The sequence below is a fragment of the Nocardioides sp. QY071 genome (assembly GCF_029961765.1).
Classification (GTDB): domain Bacteria; phylum Actinomycetota; class Actinomycetes; order Propionibacteriales; family Nocardioidaceae; genus Nocardioides.
In genome coordinates, this window is the sequence record NZ_CP124681.1 from 1,458,058 (window position 1) to 1,478,031 (window position 19,974).

The 19,974-nt window shown below is 72.7% G+C and carries 18 protein-coding genes; 3 read left to right on the plus strand and 15 right to left on the minus strand.

Annotated elements, in window-relative coordinates; translation table 11 throughout:
• The 7 genes from QI633_RS06975 to QI633_RS07005 all read right to left on the minus strand — a co-directional run bounded on the left by QI633_RS06975 (nt 1) and on the right by QI633_RS07005 (nt 6,225).
• Nucleotides 1-1,092: a hypothetical protein gene (locus QI633_RS06975; RefSeq protein ID WP_141799799.1), complete on the minus strand. Its 1,092-nt coding sequence runs from the start codon at nt 1,090-1,092 to the stop codon at nt 1-3.
• Nucleotides 1,089-1,664 (minus strand): 2-oxoacid:acceptor oxidoreductase family protein, encoded by a 576-nt coding sequence (locus QI633_RS06980; RefSeq protein ID WP_282428518.1) that lies wholly within the window; start codon nt 1,662-1,664, stop codon nt 1,089-1,091. Before QI633_RS06980 ends, QI633_RS06975 begins: the two co-directional genes overlap by 4 nt.
• A 71-nt stretch (nt 1,665-1,735) precedes the next feature.
• On the minus strand, nt 1,736-2,443 hold the full coding sequence (locus QI633_RS06985; protein WP_141799797.1) for an ATP-binding cassette domain-containing protein: 708 nt from the start codon (nt 2,441-2,443) through the stop codon (nt 1,736-1,738).
• A complete protein-coding gene (locus QI633_RS06990; RefSeq protein ID WP_141799796.1) occupies nt 2,440-3,228 on the minus strand; it encodes an ATP-binding cassette domain-containing protein in 789 nt (262 codons plus the stop codon). The genes QI633_RS06985 and QI633_RS06990 overlap by 4 nt, the downstream gene beginning before the upstream one ends.
• Nucleotides 3,225-4,181: a branched-chain amino acid ABC transporter permease gene (locus QI633_RS06995; protein ID WP_222117890.1), complete on the minus strand. Its 957-nt coding sequence runs from the start codon at nt 4,179-4,181 to the stop codon at nt 3,225-3,227. Before QI633_RS06995 ends, QI633_RS06990 begins: the two co-directional genes overlap by 4 nt.
• On the minus strand, nt 4,178-5,050 hold the full coding sequence (locus tag QI633_RS07000) for a branched-chain amino acid ABC transporter permease (RefSeq protein ID WP_141799795.1): 873 nt from the start codon (nt 5,048-5,050) through the stop codon (nt 4,178-4,180). Before QI633_RS07000 ends, QI633_RS06995 begins: the two co-directional genes overlap by 4 nt.
• Nucleotides 5,047-6,225, minus strand: a complete 1,179-nt coding sequence (locus QI633_RS07005; protein WP_160158310.1) for an ABC transporter substrate-binding protein — start codon at nt 6,223-6,225, stop codon at nt 5,047-5,049. The genes QI633_RS07000 and QI633_RS07005 overlap by 4 nt, the downstream gene beginning before the upstream one ends.
• Before the next feature lie 172 nt (nt 6,226-6,397).
• Between QI633_RS07005 and QI633_RS07010 the strand changes: the two genes are divergently transcribed.
• From QI633_RS07010 to QI633_RS07020, 3 genes are read left to right on the plus strand one after another with little or no spacing between them, the layout of a single operon-like run.
• On the plus strand, nt 6,398-7,498 hold the full coding sequence (locus tag QI633_RS07010) for an alcohol dehydrogenase catalytic domain-containing protein (protein WP_160158309.1): 1,101 nt from the start codon (nt 6,398-6,400) through the stop codon (nt 7,496-7,498).
• Nucleotides 7,495-8,994: an AMP-binding protein gene (locus QI633_RS07015; RefSeq protein ID WP_282428519.1), complete on the plus strand. Its 1,500-nt coding sequence runs from the start codon at nt 7,495-7,497 to the stop codon at nt 8,992-8,994. The genes QI633_RS07010 and QI633_RS07015 overlap by 4 nt, the downstream gene beginning before the upstream one ends.
• Nucleotides 8,994-9,965, plus strand: a complete 972-nt coding sequence (locus QI633_RS07020) for a zinc-binding dehydrogenase (RefSeq protein WP_282428520.1) — start codon at nt 8,994-8,996, stop codon at nt 9,963-9,965. Before QI633_RS07015 ends, QI633_RS07020 begins: the two co-directional genes overlap by 1 nt.
• A 92-nt stretch (nt 9,966-10,057) precedes the next feature.
• Here QI633_RS07020 and QI633_RS07025 read toward each other — a convergent pair whose 3' ends face one another.
• Genes QI633_RS07025 through QI633_RS07060 form a run of 8 tightly spaced genes read right to left on the minus strand, consistent with a single transcriptional unit; the run spans nt 10,058 to nt 19,971 of the window.
• Entirely contained in the window at nt 10,058-11,665 is a 1,608-nt protein-coding gene (locus tag QI633_RS07025; protein ID WP_282428521.1) for a succinic semialdehyde dehydrogenase, read from the minus strand.
• Nucleotides 11,662-13,533 (minus strand): AMP-binding protein, encoded by a 1,872-nt coding sequence (locus tag QI633_RS07030; protein ID WP_282428522.1) that lies wholly within the window; start codon nt 13,531-13,533, stop codon nt 11,662-11,664. The genes QI633_RS07025 and QI633_RS07030 overlap by 4 nt, the downstream gene beginning before the upstream one ends.
• A gap of 41 nt (nt 13,534-13,574) precedes the next feature.
• Entirely contained in the window at nt 13,575-14,717 is a 1,143-nt protein-coding gene (locus QI633_RS07035; RefSeq protein ID WP_282428523.1) for an MlaD family protein, read from the minus strand.
• A complete protein-coding gene (locus tag QI633_RS07040) occupies nt 14,714-15,694 on the minus strand; it encodes an MlaD family protein (RefSeq protein WP_282428524.1) in 981 nt (326 codons plus the stop codon). Before QI633_RS07040 ends, QI633_RS07035 begins: the two co-directional genes overlap by 4 nt.
• On the minus strand, nt 15,691-16,845 hold the full coding sequence (locus tag QI633_RS07045; RefSeq protein WP_160158307.1) for an MCE family protein: 1,155 nt from the start codon (nt 16,843-16,845) through the stop codon (nt 15,691-15,693). The genes QI633_RS07040 and QI633_RS07045 overlap by 4 nt, the downstream gene beginning before the upstream one ends.
• A complete protein-coding gene (locus QI633_RS07050; protein WP_141799786.1) occupies nt 16,842-17,825 on the minus strand; it encodes an MCE family protein in 984 nt (327 codons plus the stop codon). Before QI633_RS07050 ends, QI633_RS07045 begins: the two co-directional genes overlap by 4 nt.
• Nucleotides 17,825-18,880: an MlaD family protein gene (locus QI633_RS07055; RefSeq protein WP_282428525.1), complete on the minus strand. Its 1,056-nt coding sequence runs from the start codon at nt 18,878-18,880 to the stop codon at nt 17,825-17,827. Before QI633_RS07055 ends, QI633_RS07050 begins: the two co-directional genes overlap by 1 nt.
• On the minus strand, nt 18,877-19,971 hold the full coding sequence (locus QI633_RS07060) for an MCE family protein (protein WP_282428526.1): 1,095 nt from the start codon (nt 19,969-19,971) through the stop codon (nt 18,877-18,879). The genes QI633_RS07055 and QI633_RS07060 overlap by 4 nt, the downstream gene beginning before the upstream one ends.
• Between the last annotated feature and the right edge of the window lie 3 nt (nt 19,972-19,974).

The window sequence follows — 19,974 nt, forward strand, 5'->3', positions numbered from 1 at the left end:
TCAGCTCCTCGCGGTCAGTACGTCGGCAGGGGAGTGGGCGGCCAGGATCCGCTCGGCGATCACGGGCGCGTCGAGCAGCGGCCCGAAGGCGAGGCCGTGCTCGTCGATGCTCACCCCGCCGATGAACTCGATCGCGTCCCGGTCGTGCGTCCACTGGCGCACGTCGTCGATCATCTGGCCGGCGTTGATCTCGAACACGAGCACCCGCCGCACGCCGCGGGTCACCTGCGCGAGCGCCGCGCCGGGGAAGGGCCACAGCGTGATCGGCCGGAACAGGCCGACCTTGTGCCCCTGCTCGCGCAGCTCCTCGACGACGTGCTCGACGAACTTGGCGGCCGAGCCGAAGGCGACGACGAGCGTCTCGGCGTCCTCGGCGTGGACGGTCTCGTGGCGTGCCTCGACCTGCTCGAGGTCGGCGAACTTCTGGGCGACCCGCTTCCACTGGCCGTCCGGACCGGGACCGGGGTCGTTCTTCTTGCCCATGGCGAAGGTCCAGACCTGGCGCGACCTGCCTGTCCCGCTGGCGGACCCGTCGAGCGCCCAGTCCTTCTCCGGCAGGTCGGGCAGGTCGAGCGGTTGCACGTCCACGCCGACCTGGGTCTTCGAGAGCAGGTCGTCGCCGTACAGGATCACGGGCGCGCGGTACCTGTCGGCCAGGTGGAAGAGCAGCTGGGTGTGCTCGACAGCCTCGGTGATGTCCTTGGGTGCCAGCGTGATCGTGCGGTAGTCGCCCCAGCCGCCGCCACGGGTGCACTGGTAGTAGTCCTGCTGGTTGCGCGCCATGTTGAACACGACGAGCGGTGTCTCGTTGAGCGCGGCCTCGGCGATCGTCTCCTGCATGAGCGCGATGCCCTGGCCGCAGGACCCGGTCGCGGCGCGGAAGCCGGCGGCCGAGGCACCGAGAGCCATGTTGGCGCCCTCGATCTCGCTCTCGGCGTTGATGCACACGCCGCCGGTGTCTGCCAGCTCGCGCGACATCGCCTCCAGCAGCGGCGTGAACGGCGACATCGGGTAGCCCGCGAAGAACCTGCAGTCGGCGGCGATGGCCGCGCGGGTGATGGCGACACTGCCCTGCAGCAGCTCGAGGGTCACGAGGGGGCTCCTGTCGGGATGGGGGCGACGTGGTCGATGCCGAGGTCGAGGGCGCGGGCGTTCCCGTCCGCGTGCTGGCGCCGGTACGGCGGCAGCAGGCCGGTCATCGCGGCGACCAGCTCGTCCCGGGTCGCCACGCCGGTGAGCGCGGCGTACGCGCCGAGCATCACGAAGCTGCCGGCCTGGGCGACCCCGGCGTCGCGGGCCAGGGCGGTGGCCGGCACCAGGACCGGGTCGCGATCGGCTGCGAAGCCCTCGGGAGCGACCGACGAGTTCACCAGGCACAGTCCGCCGGGGACGAGTCGGGCCAGCGTGTTCTCGCTGTAGCGGTCGTGCATCAGGATCGCGGACTGGGCGCGCGGCACGATCGGCAGGGCGCGCAGTGGCGCGTCGCCGACGACGACGGTCGCCTGGGTAGGCCCGCCGCGCATCTCGCCGCCGTACTCGGCACCGAGCATCGCGTAGCGACCCCGGACGGTGAGTGCCTGGGCGAGGGTCTTGGCGAGTAGTTGGACGCCCTGGCCACCGATGCCGGTGACCATGAGCGCGTGCTCCGGGGTGGGGGTCGTCATCTTCAGCTCCTGTATTTTGAATTTATTATGCAAATGGGTGAACGGCAATGCCGGGCCATGTGAGCCGCGTCTCAGTCCTGGGTGACCAGGCCGAGCGCGCGCTCGTACGCCGCCTGCAGCGCCCGGTGACCGCCGTCGACGTCGGCGACGACCCGCCCGCGCACGACCACGTAGCCGCGGTCGACGACCTCGCGCAGCCCGACCAGGTCGGGCGCCGCCACCAGGACGGCGAGACCGGCGTCGGCGAGCTCGCGCACGGTGGCGGCGAGCTGCTGCACGATCAGCGGCGCCAGGCCGGTGACCAGCTCGTCGAGCAGCAGCACCTGGGGCGAGCCCATCAGCGCCCGGGCCACGGCGAGCATCTGCTGCTCGCCGCCGCTCAGCACGCCGGCCAGGCTGCCGCGGCGCTCGCCGAGGATCGGGAAGCGTTCCTCGGCCGCCGCGACCGAGCGGGCCGGCAGCCGCAGCTGGTCGGCGCCGATCAGCAGGTTCTCGCGCACGGTGAGCCGGGAGAACAGCTGGCGGCCCTGGGGGACCAGTGCCAGTCCGCCCCGGGTACGACGCCCGGGGGACCAGCCGTCGATCCGCTCGCCGCCCAGCGACACCCGCCCACTCGCGCGGACCGTGCCGCAGGCGCCGAGCACGGCGCTGCTCTTGCCGGCGCCGTTCGGCCCGACCAGGGCGGTCACCTGCCCGGCCGGGACGGCGAGGGAGAGGTCGTCGACGGCGAGCGCGCCGCCGTAGCGCACGGTGAGGCCGTCGATGTCGAGCCGGGTCATGAGGGGACCCCTTCCGGTGTGGTGCCGAAGTAGACGCGCTGCATCTCCGGGCTGGCGAGGCACTCCCGCGGGCTGCCCTCGAAGGCCAGCCGGCCGCGCTCCATGAGCAGCACCCGGTCGGCGAGCCCGGTGACCAGGTCGACGTTGTGGTCGACCAGGATCACGCCGTGGCCGCGGCCGCGGAGCAGCTCGATCACCCGGGTGATGCCGGCGACGCCGTGGGCGTCGGCGCCCGCGAACGGCTCGTCGAGGAGCAGGACGCAGGGATCGGCGCCGAGCGCGCGGCCCACCTCGACCAGTCGCTGCTCACCGAGGGTGAGGTCGCCGGCGGTGCGGTCCAGGCCGGCCAGGCCGACCTCGTCCGCGAGCCGCTGGGCCAGGGCCCGGTCGGCGGCCGATCGCGGCTGGACGATGCCGCGGACCAGCCCGGTGAGCAGCGGCACCAGGCCGCGGTGCCGGGCCGCGAAGGCGCCGAGCAGCAGGTTGTCGGCGACAGTCAGGTCGTGGGCGAGCTGGGGGTGCTGGAAGGTACGGGCCAGGCCGTGCGCCGCCCGGGAGGCGGCGCCGCCGCGCAAGGGCTGCCCCCGCAGCAGCAGCTCGCCGCCGTTGGCGTCCTGGGCGCCGGTGATGAGGTCGACCAGCGTGGTCTTCCCCGCGCCGTTGGGGCCGATCAGGCCGAGCACCTCGCCGGCGTACAGGCTCAGCGACATGTCGCTCACGGCGTGCACGCCGCCGTAGCTCTTGCGCAGTCCGGTGCCGCTCAGCAGCAGGTCGTCGGTCGTCATGTGCGGACACCTCGCTTCGGGAGGAGGGCCGTACCCGAGCGGGCGAGAGTGCCGGCGAAGCCGAGCACGCCGCGCGGGAACAGCACCAGGATCACGAGCACGCTCAGCGAGACCAGCAGGGTCCCGCTGGAGGACAGTGCGTCGACGTTGAGGGTCAGGTCGACCACGATCACCGCGCCGAGAACCGCGCCCCATGGGCTGCCGATGCCGCCGATGAGCGGCATGAAGACGGCCAGGAAGATCACGTTCACGCTGAACGTCTCCGGGTTCACCGCGCCGACGTACGCCGTGAAGAGCGCACCGCCCAGCGAGGCGATCGCGGCGCCGACGCCGAGGGCGACCAGGTTGAGCAGCGACACCGACACCCCGGCGGTGTCGACCGCGATCGGCACCTCCCGCGAGGCCCGGACCACCACGCCCCACGGGCTGCGACGCAGCCGGTCGAGCGCGAAGGCGAGCAGGCCGGTGAGCACCGTCGCCATCAGCACGACCTGGAAGGGCGACGGCTCCCAGCCGCCGAAGGACAGCAGGGGCAGCCCGATGATTCCGCTCGGTCCGCCGGTGATGTCGAGGTTGCCGAGCAGCTGGATGAACGCCTCCGCGAAGAGCAGGGTCACCGCGCCGAGGTAGAAGCCGGACAGCCGCATCGTCGCGGCACCGAGCACGACCGCGATCACGGCCGCGACCGGCGGGGCGACCAGCATGCCCAGCCACAGCGGCCATCCGGCGTGGGCGGAGCCGATCGCGACGGCGTACCCACCGGTGGCGGCGTAGGCGCTGTAGGACAGGGAGAGCGAGCCTGCCAGCACGAACGGGACGTACATGCCGAGCGCGATCAGCGCATAGGTCAGCATGGTGATCAGCAGGCTGCTGCGGTAGAGGTCCTCGCCGGCCCACAGCACCAGGAGCGCGAGACCGAGGATGCCGGCGGCGCTCTGGATCCGGGCGCTCACACGCGCACCCGTGGTGCGAAGACGCCTTCGGGGCGGAAGGCGAAGAACAACATGGCGACGACGACGAGGCCGTAGGCGAGCACGTCACCTCCGAAGTAGAAGGGGATGAACACGTTGGCCAGCGCCAGCAGCGCGCCGCCGAGCAAGGGCGCCCACACCGTGCCGGTGCCGCCGATGACGAGCGCCAGGAAGCCGGTGATGGTCCAGTGCAGCGCGTTGTCGGGGCTGACACCGCTGCGGCCGGCGAAGGTGATCCCGGCGAGGGCGGCGATCAGCCCGGCCGCGGCGAAGGACAGCAGCCGGGCGGTGTTGATGGGCAGGCCGAGCACCCGCGCGGCCTCGGTGTCGTTGCCGATCGCCCGGGTGAGCCGGCCCAGCCGGGTGTGGCGCAGCGCGACGTACGCCGCGGTGAACAGGACGGCGGTGATCACGACGAGAGGGACGACGGTCGAGCTGATCCGCGCCGAGCCCAGCGAGAACGGGGAGGTCGTCCACACCGGCTGGCCGGGGCGCGCCTCGTGGCCGAGGAACAGCCCGCACAGCTGGATGATCGCGAACAGGCTGGCCCCGACCGCGACGAGGGCGGACAGCTCGCCCTCGCCGCGGGCCTGGACCGGCCGGACGACGGCGAGCTCCATCACCACCCCGATCGCGACGGCGCCGAGCACCCCGACCAGGCCCGCGACGGGCCGGCTCAGGCCGTGCTCGGTCACCAGCCAGCTCCCGACGAACGCGGACGCCATGGCGATCGCGCCGATCGCGAAGTTGAAGAACCCCGCGCCGGTCAGGTTGAAGTAGAACGCCAGGCCGAGAAGGGCGAAGAAGCACCCGTTCTCGACCACGGCGATCCACAGTTGCGGATTCGTCATGCCGCGCAGTCCGGCGTGTAGTCCGCCCAGGGGCCGGTCACGGTGTTGTCCGCGCCCCAGGTGACCAGCACCAGCCCGCAGATGCCGTCCGCGCCGAGGTGCTTGTCCTTGCCGAAGGAGAGCGTGAACCCCGGGTAGCCGGACGCTGCCTCGTAGTCGGTGATCTGCTGCAGCGCGTCGTTCACCTTCGTGCCGTCGGTGCTGCCGGCCGACTCGATGGCCTGCTTGAGCAGCTGGACGGCGTCGTACGACTGGGTCCAGAAGTTGTTGACCTGGAAGTCGGCGCCCTCCGTCTCGGCGAAGAGCTTCGCGACCTCGACGGTCTTCGGGTTGGTGTCGGTGGTGCCGGCCAGGCCGACCAGGCCCTCGAGGGCGCCGGGCTGCGCCTGCTTCCAGGCCGACGGCAGCGAGCTCAGCAGCAGCTCGGTGAACCGGGGCACGCCGGGAAGCTGCTGGTGCAGGGTGTTCTGGGCGAGGACGTCGAAGTTGGCGTTCTGGGTCGCGACGAGCACGGCGTCGGCACCGGACTTCTCGATCTTGGCCACCTCCGGGCTCAGGTCGGTGGCGTCGATGGCGCCGTTGACGACCTCGAGGTCGACGCAGTCGAGGCCGTCGATCAGGCCCTGGTTGAACTGCACCTGGGAGGGCGAGCTGTCCTGCAGGAAGGCGACCTTCTTCGCACCGAGGGAGTCGAACGCCTCGCAGTAGACCCTCGCCCAGTCCGAGGTCGGCGTACCGAGCTGGTAGAGGTAGGTGTTGCTCGGCGGCTCGGTCACCAGCGGGTTGGCGGCGACCGACATGAAGACCGGGATCCGGGTCCGCTCGATGAGCGACTTGGCCTGCAGCACGCCCGCGCTGCTGGTCAGCATGATGAGCGCGTCGGCGCCCTGGCTGACCATCTTCTGGATCACGGTCGGCGTCTTGGTCGGGTCGCTCTCGTCGTTGCCCTGGACGACCTTGATCTTCTTGCCGTCGACGCCGCCGTCGGCATTGACCTCGTCGATGGTCGCCTTGGTGGCGTTGCAGGCGGGGGTGGCGTAGCCGGCGCCGGGGCCGGTGGTGTCGCAGACGAGGCCGATCACGACCGTGTCCGCGCCGTCGTCGCCCGCGGAGGAGCCTCCGCAGCCGGTGAGCGCCGCACCGAGGGTGAGGGTCAGGAGGCCGGCGATCGTCACTCTGGCTCGCATCACTGTGCTGGACCTTTCGGTTGTTCCTGTCCGAGATCTGCTGGATTCTGAATAATGAACTTTGTATTCAAAATTCAATGAGCGTGATTGAATCACCGTGACGTGGGTTACACAAGCCCTTGCTTGGTCCTGATCGTGCGGAGATCGAGAGGTGTTGCTGGTGCAGGCAGTGGTGGTGAAGCCGGGCTTCGTCGTAGACGTCGCCGAGGTCGCGGAACCGGTGTGCGGGCCCGGTGAGGTGGTGATCGAGGTGCGCCGGGTCCAGCTCAGCGTCACCGAGTGCATGCTGATGGCCGGCGCGGACGTCGCGCTGAGCGACCAGCTCGCCCGGCGGCTCGAGGACGGGCCGGTGCAGTTCGGCGGACACGAGTTCGCCGGCGTGATCGCGGAGGTCGGCGCCGACGTGCGCGGGCTCGAGGTCGGGCAGCGGGTGACTGCCGTCGAGACGCTGCCCTGCGGCACCTGCGCGGCCTGCCGGCGGTCCTGGGCGAGCGCCTGCGTCGCCCCGGCGATCATCGGGTTCACCCGGCCGGGCGCGCTGGCCGAGCGGCTCGTCGTACCGGCCTCGGCGGTGGTGGCGGTGCCGGACGGGGTCTCCCTCGCGGCGGCCGCGGCCATCCAGCCGCTGGCCGGCGCGGTGCACGCCCACGCCGCGCTCGACGTACGACCGGGGGAGTCGGTCCTCGTGCTGGGCGGCGGCGTGATGGGCCTGCTCGGCGTCGCGGTCGCGCGGCACGGCAATGCGGGCCTGGTCGCCCTGTCGACCCACAGCCCGCGCAAGCTCGAGCTGGGCGGCCGGTTCGGCGCGGACGCGCTGATCGACGCCGGCTCCGACGTCCTTGCGGCGGTCGAGGAGCTGACCGGCGGGATCGGGTTCGACGTCGTCGTCGAGACGGCCGGCGGCAGCGCGGACCTCGGCCTGGCCGGGCTGAGCACCGTCGAGCTGGCCGCGCAGGCCGTGCGCCGCGGCGGCCGGATCGCGATGGTGTCGGTCCTCGACGCGCACGCGCCGCTGCCGACCGGACTGCTGCGCAGCAAGTCCGTGACCCTGATCCACCCGCGCTCCGGCGCCGGTGACCACGCCTGTGCCGCGACCGTCTTCGAGCACTGCTTCGGGCTCGTCCAGCGGAACCTGGTCGACCCCGAGGCCCTCATCACGCATACCGTGCAGGGGCTGGACGCCATCCACGAGGCGATGGACATCACCCAGCACAAGAGCACGTACGACGCGATCAACCCCGCGCAGATGGAGCTGTCGTGACCCTGGACATCCCCACCACCGTCGCCCGCTTCGCCCGGGTCCGGCCGACCGCGGCGGCGGCCACCCTCGGCCTGCGGGTCGTCAGCTTCGCCGAGCTCGACGAGGCCGGCAACCGAGCGGCCCGCTCGTTCGCGAAGCTCGGCCTGGGGGCGGGGGACACGATCGCCTGGTGGGCAGCGCCGTCGTTGCGCGCCCTCGACGGGTTCCTCGGCGCCGGGCGGGTCGGGGCGGTCTTCGCGCCGCTCAACCCGTCGCTGCCCGCGGCCGAGCTGGCCGGGGTGCTGGACTACGTCGCCCCGCGGCTGCTGGTCACCGACCTCGAGCATCTCGACGAGGCCGAGCAGCTGGCGCGTGAGCGGGAGATCCCGCTGGCGGTGTTCGACGCGGACGGCATGGTGCCGGGCGCGGACCTGGACGCGCTCTGCGCCCGGCTCTCGCCCGAGCCGCTCGGGGTCGCGATCGACGACACGGCGCCGCACATCCTCTACCTGACCAGTGGCAGCACGGGGCGGCCGAAGGGCGCGCTGGTCAGCCACCGCGCGAGCTGGCTGCGCTCGGCCGCCGGCGGCGGGACCTTCGGGCAGGCGATGCGCGGCAGGGCCGGCCTGGTGACCGGCTTCCCGCTGTTCCACTACGGCGGCTGGCACTACGTGATGGAGGCGTGGCAGAACGGCCGTGCGATCCACCTCGTGCACCGCGCCGACCCGGTCGAGCTGCTGACCGCGGTCGAGCGCTGGCGGGCGTCGGCGTTCTACGCGATCCCCGCGGTGTGGGAGCGGGTGCTCGACGCGACCGACGTCCAGGCCGACCTGTCCTCGCTGTTCCACGCCGACACCGGTACGTCGCGGGTCTCGCCGACGCTGCTGGAGCGGATCAGGACCCGCGTGCCGCAGGCGACCACGACGGTGCTGTACGGCACCACCGAGGCCGGCTCGATGGCCCGGCTCCACGACGCGCACGCCCACCTGGACACCCGTCCCGGCAGCGTCGGCCTGGCGACTCCGCCGGGCGTGCTGTGGACCGCCGAGGACGGCGAGATCCGGGTCGCGTCGCCGACCCTGATGAACGGCTACCTCGACCGGCCGGAGGACACCGCGCAGGTCCTCGGCGACGGGGTCTACCACTCGGGCGACGTCGGGCACGTCGACGAGGACGGCTACCTCTTCATCACCGGCCGGGTCAGCGAGATGATCCGCAGCGGCGGGGAGAGCGTGTGGCCGACCGAGGTCGAGGCGGCGCTGCGCGGACTGCCCGGCTGCGCGGACTACGCGGTGGTCGGCGTACCGGACGATCTGTGGGGCGAGGTGGTCTGCCTGGCCGTGTCGTCCGCCGGCGGCCCGGTGCCCGACGTCGAGGCCGTGCGCCGGCTGCTCGACGGCCGGCTGGCCCGGCACAAGCATCCGCGGATGGTCGTCGGCGTGCCGGCCATCCCCCGCACCGCCGCGACCGGGCAGGTGCAGCGACGGGCGCTGTCGGCCCAGATCGCGGGCGCCTGATGCGGGCCGCGTCGGTCACGGCGCCGGGCCGGCTCGAGGTCGTCGACGCCCCCGACCCGGCCCCCGCGCCGGGAGAGCTGCTGATCCGCACGGAGGTCGCCGCGATCTGCGGCTCCGACCTCCACGTCGTGTCCGAGGGCGGCAACGGACTCCCGGGCGGCCCCGGCCACGAGGCGGTCGGCGTCGTGGTCGAGAGCCGCTCGCCGGTCGTGGCCGTGGGGACGCGGGTCCTGTGCGCCCCACCCGCCGCGGCCGCGGCCTGCTTCGCCGACCTCCAGGTGCTGCCACCCTCGGCCGTCGTACCCGTGCCGGAGGGCGCGCCCGAGCGGCTGGTGCTCGCCCAGCAGCTCGGCACCGCGGTCTTCGCGATGAAGCGGTTCTGGCCGTCGGTGCGGCTGCCAGCCACCGCCGAGCCGCGCGCGGCCGCCGTGGTCGGCACCGGACCCGCCGGCCTGGCGTTCGTCCAGCTGCTGCGCCGTGCGGGCTTCGAACAGGTGATCGTGAGCGACCTGTCCCCGGCGCGGCTGGCCACCGCGACGTCGTACGGCGCCACCCGGGTCGTGCACGCCCCCGGCGAGGACATCGTCGACGTGGTCGACGAGATCACCGGGGGGATCGGCGTGGAGCTGGCCATCGAGGCCGCCGGCACCGACGCCACCCGGCACCAGGTCATGCGGATGGTGCGTGACGAGGGCCGGATCGGGCTGTTCGGCCTCTACGAGGACGACGGCCCGGCCACCTGGCCGCTGCACACGGTGTTCCGCAAGCGGGCGACCATCGACATGACCTGGAACGCCCAGTCGGAGGAGGGTCTCTCGTCCTTCGTCGACGCGGTCGACCTGGTCGCGGCGGCTCCGGCGGACGCGCCGACGATGATCACCCACCGGTTCGGGCTGGAGCAGATCGCGGACGCCTTCGCCCTCGCCGGCGACCCGATGAGCGGGGCCGGCAAGGTCGCCCTCACCTTCTAGGGGTCGGGTCTTCTCCGCGTATCTGACGAACGGGTCGTGAACTCGGCCATTTCACAGCCCATTCGTCAGATATGCGGAGAAGAAGGTGACCCTCAGCGGACCCGGAGCCGCCTCAGGAGCTTGAGCTGGGCGTTGCCCAACCCCACGAACCGGTCGAGGGACATCCCCGCCGGTGGGCCGAGGGGGACCAGGCGCTGGGTGGCGACGGTCTGCGACTCGGTGTACTTGCGCATGCCCTCGGCGCCGTGGCGGCGGCCCAGGCCGCTGTCGCCCATGCCGCCCATCCCGGCCTCGATCGAGCCGGCCGCCGCGGCGGCACCGTCGTTGACGTTGACCGAGCCGGCCCGGATGCGCTGGGCCAGCGCCTCGGCGGTGCCCGTGTCCCGCGACCAGATGCTCGCGGACAGGCCGTAGCGGCCCTCGTTCGCCTTCTCGATCGCGTCGAGATCGGTGGCCACCTTGTAGAGCGAGATCACCGGGCCGAAGGTCTCCTCGAGGCAGACCGGCATGTCGGCGGTGACGCCCTCCAGCACGGTCGGCTCGTGCATGAGCGGGCCGAGGTCGGGCCGCGCCCGGCCACCGGCCAGCACGGTCGCGCCCGCCGCGACGGCGGAGGCGACGTGGGAGGTGACCGCCTCCAGCTGCGCCGGGGAGGCCAGCGAGCCTACGTCGACGGTGTAGTCGAAGGTCTGGCCCAGCGTGAGGGCCTCGGTGGCGGCGACCAAAGCGTCCCGGAACGCGTCGTAGACGTCCGCGTGGACGATCACCCGCTCGATGTGGATGCACATCTGGCCGGTGTTCGCGAAGGCCGCCGCGACGCAGCCGGCCGCGGCCTTCTCGACGTCGGCGTCGGCGAGCACGACGAGCGGGTTCTTGCCGCCGAGCTCGAGCGAGGCCGCGATCAGCATCTCGCCCGCGCGACGTCCGACCGAACGGCCGGTCGCGGTCGACCCGGTGAAGCAGATGTGGTCGACCCCGGCCCCGGGGGCGTCGACAGAGCCGATGAGCGCGTCGCCGACGACGGAGCCCGGGCCCACGACGACGTGCCAGATGTCGCGGGGCAGACCGGCCTCGGCGAGCAGTGCCCGGGTCCACAGCAGGGTGAGCGGGGTCTGCGAGTCGGCCTTGCTGACCACGCCGTTGCCTGCGAGCAGCGCGGGCAGCACGTCGCCGACGGCGAGGTAGAGCGGGTAGTTCCAGGGCGAGATCATCCCGACGACGCCCTTCGGCACCCGCACCTCGCGCACCTTGGTCAGCCCCGGCATCGCGCCGCGCACCTTGTGGTCCACGAGGTAGCGCCGCCCGTGCCGCGCGTAGTGCCGCGCGATGGTCGCGACCTGCAGGATCTCCTGCCAGGCGCTGAACCGGGACTTGCCCATCTCCCACTGGATCAGGTCGATCACCTCGTCCTGCCGCTCGACGAGCAGGTCGTGGAAGCGCAGCACGATGCCCGCCCGAGTGCTCCACGGCAGCAGCGCCCACCGGTGCTGGGCCTCACGCGCGGACGCGATGGCGTCGGTGACGTCGCCGGCGCTGGAGACGGGTACGGCGGCCGTCGGCTGCCCGTCGTACGGCGCGACCGCCGTGCTCGTCGCGGTCGAGGCCGGGTCGCGGAACACCCAGCGGCTCCACCCGGCGATCCGCTCGTCGATGACCCAGTCGGGCCGGGCGGCGGCAGGAGCAACAACGGTCGTGGTCACGAGTAGAGCCTTTCCAGGACGTCGGCGTACTTGGCGTGGACGACGCGGCGCTTGAGCTTGAGCGTCGGGGTGAGCTCCTCGGACTCGGCGGTCCACTCGACCGGGAGCAGCTCCCAGGCCTTGACCTGCTCGGGCCGCGACAGGCGCTCGTTGGCGGCGTCGACGGCCTGCTGGGCGACCGCGAGCATGGCGGGGTGCTGGGCCAGCTCGGCGAGCGAGGTGCCGGCGGGGATGCCGAGCTGGGCGCCGACCAGCGGCGCGATCTCGGCGTCGAGGGTGAGCACCGCGACGACGTACGGCCTGCCCTCGCCGAAGACCAGCGCGTGGCCGACGATCGGGCTCTCCTTGAGGTAGTTCTCGATGTTGGAGGGCGCGATGTTCTTGCCGGAGGAGGTGATGATCATCTCCTTCTTGCGGTCGACGACCTTGAGGAAGCCGTCCTCGTCGATCTCGCCGATGTCGCCGGTGTGCACCCAGCCGTCGGTGTCGATGAGGGCTGCGGTCGCCTCGGGCTGCTTGTAGTAGCCCTTCGAGGCGACCGGGCCGCGGGCCAGGATCTCGCCGTCCTCGGCCAGCGTGATCTCGATGCCGGGCAGGGCGCGGCCGACGGTGCCGAGGCGGAACTGGTCCGGGCCGCAGGAGGTGACGGCGGCACAGGTCTCGGTCATGCCGTAGACGTCGTAGATCCGCATGCCGAGGCCGGCGAAGAACCTCGCGACCTCCAGCGGCATCGGGGCGGCGGCGGACGCCGCCCATTCGCAGCGGTCGAGGCCGAGCAGCGCGCGCAGGAAGGAGAGCAGCCCGGCGTCGGCGGCCCGGAACCGGGCCTCGAGCTCGGGGGAGACCGTGCTGCCCGACTGGAGCGCCTCGACGTACTCCAGGCCGGTCGCGAGCGCCCCCTCGACCTGGGCCCTCTTCTCCGGGTCGGTCTCGGCGGCGAGCTTGGCGGAGATGCCGGTCCTGATCTTCTCCCACACCCGCGGGACCCCGAAGAAGCGCGTCGGGTGCACCTCGCCGAGCGCGCCGAGCAGCAGCGCGGGGTCGGCGATCAGGTGGATGTGGGCGCCCATGACCTGCGGGATGTACATGCCCAGCGTGCGCTCGGCGATGTGGGCGAACGGCAGGTAGGAGATGAACTCGTTGTGCTGGGTCGGCGAGGCGACGCGCAGTGAGCAGATGCACTCGTAGAGCACGGCGTGGTGGGTGAGCACGACGCCCTTCGGGTTCCCGGTCGTGCCCGAGGTGTAGAGGATCGTCAGCGGGTCGTCCGGGGAGATGCCGGCAGTGCGCTCGGACAGGTCGGCCGCGTGGTCCGCGCGCCAGGCGGCACCGGAGGCGAGGAAGGCGTCCCAGGTGACGAACCTGTCGTCACCCGCGGGTGCGTCCGCGTCGATCACGACGACGGTGCGGATCGAGGTGGACTCGGCCAGCGCCCGCTCCCAGCGGGCCAGGTGGTCGGCGCTCTCGAGTACGACGACACTCGGCTCGGCATGGCCGGCGACGTAGGCGACCTGGTCGGGGGAGAGCGTGTTGTAGACCGACATCGACACGCCCGCGGCGTGGACGACGCCGAGGTCGGCGACGACGTGCTCGATCCGGTTGCTCGCCATGAGCGCCACCCGGTCGCCTGTGGCGACGCCGGCTGCCATCAGCGCGCCCGCCGCATCGAGCGCCTGTTCGCGCAGCGCGGTCCAGGTGACCGTGCGCCAGCCGGGCGCGTACCCGGCGGACAGGTCGATCCCGACCTTGTCGGAGTACGCCGCCAGGTCGCCCTCGGCCTCCACGGTGCGGGCCAGGGCGACGGGCAGGGTGAGGCCGGCGATCTCCTGCTCGACCTCGGCGCGGATCGTCAGGGTGTCGGTGCTCATCGTGGTTCCTCTCGGTTGTCCGGAAACGGGACGGGATGGGACTACTGCTGGGGCACTTCGGCCGAGCCGCGGCCCTGGGTGCCCTTCGGCGGGTCGGTGCAGTGCACGTCGGTGCGCGGCTCGCGGCGACTGGTGTCCTGGATGTCGCGCTGGACGCTGCGGTCGTAGACGCAGTTCTTGAGGATCCGCGGGACGAGCACGACCCGGCCGCTGCCGTCGCGGGTGCTGCCGGCCATCACGTCGGCCTGGATCGGCGCCCAGTCCAGCCAGTGCTGGAGCCCGCGCAGGTGCTCGGCGGCCATCTCGGTGAGGGGTACGCCGGCGCGCAGCATCCGGCGCAGCTGGGGCGAGGCCGCCCGCCACCAGCGCTCGAGCCGCGGCACCAGGTCGATCGCGGTGGTGACCGTGCTGCGCACGGCGGGCGTGGCCTTCGCGAGCGACTGGGCGACGGCCTCGAGATCGGCGGAGAGCCGGCGGATCTCGGGGGAGAGCTCGGCGAGCGTGGTCAGCGGCGTCTCGGCCTGCTGCGCCAGTGTCGTGAGGTCGGGCTCGAGCCGGCGCAGCATCGCGAACGCGCTCTCCAGCTCGATCGCCAGCGAGCGCAGGTCGACGTCCTGGTCGTTGTCGCCGAAGATCGCCGCGGTCTCGGTGGCGATGGTCCGCACGTCGGCGACGTCGAGGTGCGACATCAGCCGCTGCGCGTGCGCCAGGACGTCGGGTACGCCGAGCGGGACGCTGGTCGCCGAGACGGGGACGGTCGCGCCGTCGGCCAGGTAGGGCCCCTTGCCCGACGTGGGCCGGACGTCGAGGTACTGCTCGCCGACCGCGGACAGGTTGCGGACCTCCATCGCGCTGTCCCGCGGCACCTCGACGCCGGACTCGATCTCGATCCGCGCGACCACCCCCACGCCGGGCTTCGCGCTGAGCCGTACGTCGCTCACCTCGCCGATGCGCTGGCCGCGGTAGGTCACGACCGAGCCCTCGTGCAGGCCGGCGGCCTGGGGGAGCTCGACCGTGACGGCGTACGGGTGGTGGAACAAGGAGCCGCCGACCACCGTGTCGGCGACGTAGACGACACCGCCGACGAGGATGACCAGGATCAGCGACTGGGCGACCCGGATCCGGCGCCGCCACATCCGGGAGGTGGCGGCGACCTGCTCGGCCGGGGTGGCGCGCCGGCTCACTGCGCACCTCCCGTCGCCGTCAGCGCCTTCAGGTCGAGCAGGAAGGTCAGGTCGAAGTTGGCGAAGTCGCCCGGTGCGGCCTGGTCGCTGCCCTCGGCGAAGGCGACCAGCCCGGTCATCACGCCGTCGATGTCGTCCCGGCCGGCGAGCAGGGTCCGGACCACCGGCTCCATGTCCTCGAGCTGGGCGACGAGGTCGGCGCGCACGGCCTCGGTGAGCGGGGTGGCGACCGCGTCGAACCTGCTCAGCGACTCCATCGCCGTCACGAGCTGCGCGCGCTGCTGGTCGAAGGTGGCGACCAGCCCGGTGAGCGTGGTGAGGGAACGGGTGATCTCGGGCAGGTCGCCCGCCAGCCGGGTGGTCAACCGGTCCAGCGACGCGGTCAGCCGGTCGACCCGCGGGAAGTCGGCGTTCAGGTCGGTCACCGCGGTGTCGAGGCGACGCAGGAGGCGTCGTACGTCGTCGGCGTTGCCGGTCAGCGCGACGTTGAGCTGGTCGATGATCGTGGAGATGTCGGCGAAGCTGCCGCCGGTGACGACGGTGGACAGGGCGCTGAGCAGGTCGGTGACGTCGGGCGCGCTGCCGGTCGCGGCGACCGGCAGGGTCGCACCGTCGGCCAGGACGGTGCCGGTCTCGCCGGGGAGCAGCTGCACGAACGCCGTACCCATGGGGGAGGTCAGCCGGATCTCGGCCCGGGAGGAGTCGCGCAGCCGGACCGACGTCGACAGCGCGAGCTCGACCTCGGCGACGTAGTCGCCCGCCTCCACCGCCGTCACCTGGCCGACCGTGGCGCCGTCGAGCTTCACCGGTGCGTCGACCGGGAGGTTGAGCGCGTCGGCGAACTCGATCGTCACGGCGTACGTCGGCCCGTCGACCAGGCTCGGGAGCGGCACGTCCTCCAGGGTCAGCCCGCAGCCGGCCGTCAGCCCGCCGACCAGCAGCGTCAGTGTGGCGAGCAGCCGCCTGGCGCCGGTCACGGGATCGCCCCCGGCAGGCCGTTGTAGATGCCGTCGAGGAGCGGGTCCAGCAGGCCGGTGCCCTGGCCGCTGAACAGCAATCCGCAGATCCGGGTCCCGGTGTCGCCGGCGAGCGCCTCGGCGAAGACCTTGCAGCTGTGGTCGCGGAAGGCGGCGGCGAACGGGCCGGCGCTGAAGGCGAACTGCACGCGCAACCGGCCGAGGTCCCAGTCGTAGGCGCGGGCGAAGTTCTCCGCCATCGTCGGCATCGTGTCGAAGGCCTCCTCGAGGGAGTCCTGGCGCGAGCGGACCAGGGCGACCACGTCGGCGAGGCCCTTCAGGTCGTCGCCGAGGACGCCGCCGTTCTGCTCCAGGAAGCGGTTGGCCAGCCGGGTGAGCTCGTCGAGGCTGTCGAGGGTCGCGACCAGCTCCTGACGCTGGTCGGCGAGCACCGCGCCGGTGTCCGCGGACGCCCTCGTGAAGTCGCGGATCGACGCGTCCCGCTCGGCGAGCGTGTGGACCAGGGGGACCAGGTTGTCGGTGACCGCGGTGAGGTCGCCGTCCTTGGCGTTGATCATCGCCAGCGCGTCGCGGCTCTCGGCGAGCGCGGCGCGCAGGTGCGGCCCGTTGCCGTCGAGCGTCCTCGCGGTCGCCGCGAGGACGTCGCCGAGGCCCTTGCCGTCCTTGCTGCCGGGGCTGCCGGGGCCGTCGGGACCGCCGTCGAGGGCGAGCACCAGGTCGTCGATCGCCTTGGCGATCTCGTCGACGGTGGCGGGCGCCCGGGTGTGGTCGGCGGCGATGTGCGCGCCGGTCGCCAAGGTCGGGCCGTCGGTCCAGGCCGGGCCGAGCTCGATGTACCGGTCCGTGACGAGGGAGCCCTGCAGGATCTCGGCACCGGCGTCGCGCGGCACCCGGGTGTCGGGGGCGAGGTGCATGACCACGCGCATGGTCGCGCCCTGCGGCTCGATCCCGACGATCTCGCCGACCTTCACGCCGAGGTAGGTGACGTCGTTGCCGACATAGACCCCCGTCGTGTCGGCGAAGTCGGCGGTCACGACGAGGTCGTCGGGGTCGTCGCCGCCGAGCCAGCCGAGCAGCCGGGCGCCGGACAGCAGCACGGCGAGGGCGACGACCGCGCCGGCGATGGTGAGGAGCCTCTGTCGGGCGATCACTTGCAGTCCTCCGGCGTGATCGAGCAGACCAGGTCGTCGGGGACGATCGCCCAGGGCGCGTTGACCCCCAGCCACGGCCCGTCGCCGGTCGCGTTGGTGAAGACACGCATGGTGGGGCCGGCGAGCTCGAGCGTCCTGTCGAGCTTTGCGCGGTGCTCGTCGAGGACGCGCAGCACCGTGCGCAGGTCGTGCAGCGCAGGCTTCAGCTGGGGCGCGGTGGCCCGGACCAGTGCGGTGAGGCCGGTGACGAAGCGGTGGGCGTCGGACAGGAGTGCCCGCAGGGTCTCCTTGCGCTGCTGGACCATCAGCATCACCGTCGTGCCGTGGGTGAGGACCTGGTCGAGCTGGTCGGTCTGGTCGAGGACCAGGTCGGTGACCTTGCGGATCGAGGCGAGCAGGGCGTCGAGCTGCTGCTCGCGGTCGTTGGCGATCGCCGAGACGCCGGCGATCCCGTCGAGCGCGTCGCGCAGGGCGTCGGGCTCGACGGCGAGGTCGGTGGCGAGCACGTCGACCGCCTGCTGCACCCGGTCCAGGTCGAGCGCCTCGACCTGGGGCGTGGACTCGAGCCAGAACCGCTCGATCGTGTAGCTGTCGACCGCGTGCTCGACGGCGATCGTGCTGTCGTCGCCGAGCGCGGCGCCCTTGCCCGGGGCCAGAGAGAGGAAGCGCTCACCGAGGATGGAGAGCAGCTTGACCTGCACCGTGCTGTCCTCGGTGACGCCGAGGTCCTCGGGGGAGCCGGTGAGGCTGAACCGGACGTCGACCTGGTCGCGGTCGGCGCGCACCGCGGTCACCTCGCCGATCCTGAGCCCCGCCATCCGTACGTCGTCGCCGGGCTCCAGCCCGGCGGCGTGCCGCAGCCGGGCGTGGTACGCCGGGTCGCCGGCGAGCGCGCGCAGCCCGAGCAGCAGCAGGCCGAGCACGACCAGCGCCGCGACCACGCGCAGCGGCCAGGCGAGCCGTCCGAGGGCGGCGCTCATCAGCGGCACCTCTTCGAGTGCCTGTTGCCGGTGACCCCGAGGTCGAGCTTGTAGGGCACGCCGGCGCCGCCCGCGGCGAGGGTGCAGACGTAGACGTTGAGGTAGCTGCCGTAGCCGAGGGTGCGCAGGTAGGTGTCCAGCTGCTGGGGGACCGCGGCGCCGGTCTGCACGAGCAGGTCGCGGCGCTGCGCGAGGTAGCGGAACCACGGGGCACTCAGGTCCGCGACGTGGACGACCGGCTGGCGGAGCTCGCCGACCAGGTCGGCGGTCGTCCTCGCCAGCCGGGCGATCGAGTCGAGGCTGGTGGCGATCCGGTCGCGGTCCGCGGCGAGGCCGCCGGTGAGGGAGGCGAGCCCGTCGACCAGGCGGGTGATCTCGGCGCGGTGCTCGTCGGTCGTGTCGAGGACGAGCGTGACGTTGTCGACGACCTTCGCCAGCGTCGCGTCGCGGTCGGTGATGCCGGAGGTGAGCCTCGCCGTCTGGTCCAGCAGGTGCGCCATGGTCGGACCCTGGCCCTGCAGCACCTCGACGATGTTGGTGGCGAGCTGGTTGATGTCGGCGGGCTGCAACAGGTCGAAGATCGGCTGGAAGGCGTTGAACATCGCGGTCAGGTCGAGCGCGGGCCGGGTGCGGGCGAGCGGGATCCGGTCGCCGTCGGTGAGCCGCCCGGCCGCCGCGGTGCGGTCGGGACGGGCCAGGGCGACGTACCGCTGGCCCATCAGGTTGAGGTAGTCGACCGACGCGGTCACGTCGTCGTGCAGCCGCTGGTCGGCGTTCACGCTCATCGTCACGACGGCGAGGCCGCGCTCCTCGCCAGTGCCGAGGCGGGTGCCGGTGACCCGGCCGACCCGCACCCCCGCGATGCGTACGTCGTCGCCGGTGCGCAGGCCGGTCGCGTCGCGGAACACCGCGGTGACGGTGATCGCGTCGCCGTGCTGGGCGCGGGACAGGGTGCCGGCGACCATGCTGGTCAGCACCACGGCGACCAGCGCGAACACCGCGACGCCGAGCACGGCTCCGCGATGGCGGCGCAGCTCGCTGAGCTGGCGGCTCATCGGTGTGCTCCGCACGGTCCGGCGAGTCCGCGGTAGGTGGGGCAGTCCTTCGGGTCGGTCGCGTCGTAGGGGTCGAGCAGCTGGGGCGCGAGCACGCCCTCCATCTGGATCCGGCCGTTCTTGACCGCGTTCGCGCCGTTGCGCAGCAGGACCGGCACCTTGCGGAGCAGCTCGGCGAAGGCGGGATAGCGCTCGGCGAACACCTCCAGGGTCGCGGCACTCGCGTTGAGCAGGCGGGCCGTGGCGGCGCCGTTCTCGCGCAAGAAGGTGGTCACGCCGGTCTCGCCGTCGAGAAGCGCGGGTACGTCGGCCAGCAGGTCGGAGATCTCCGCCTGCTGCTGCACGAAGGTCCGGGCCAGCGGCCGCGTGTCGCGCAGCGCCTTCACCAGCTGCGGCTCGACGTCGGCGGCCAGGTCGGTGTCGCGGGCGAGCAGGTCGAGGTCCTCACGCACCTGCGGGTGCAGGTCGGCCCAGCGGCCGAGGAAGCCGTTGCCGTCGCGCACCAGCTCCGCGATCCGCGCGCCCCGCCCGTCGAGCGCGTCGGCGAGCTGGGACAGCGCGACGTCCCACTGGGCCGGGTCGACCGCCGCCAGCAGCCGCTGGGTGGCGGAGAAGGTGTCCATCAGTCGCCTCGTCGCGGTCGAGGTGTCCGCCGGTACGACGGCGCCCTCGGCCAGGTGGTGTGCGCTCGCGGTGGTGGCGGGCTCGGCGTGGGCGGCGGCGACCAGGTCGACGTACTCGTTGCCGAACAGGGTGCCGGGCAGGACCCGCGCGGCCACGGTGGCCGGGATGAGGGCGGCGTGCTCGGGCGCGACGAGCACCTCGGCGCTGGGGCCGGCGGGGTCGACCTGGACGACGCGGCCGACCCGCAGGCCGTCGTACTTCACGTCGGAGTTGGTCCCGAGGGTGTCGCCGATGGTGGGCAGCTGGACGGTCACCCGCACGTCGTCGCTGACGACGCCCAGGGTCTGCAGGCCGAGCACGCCGGTCAGTGCGCCGAGCAGCAGGAAGCCGGTGATGCCGACCGCGGCCAGGCGCAGCCGCAGCACGCGCGGGTCCGCCTTCGAGTGGGCGAACAGGAACTCGCTCATCGC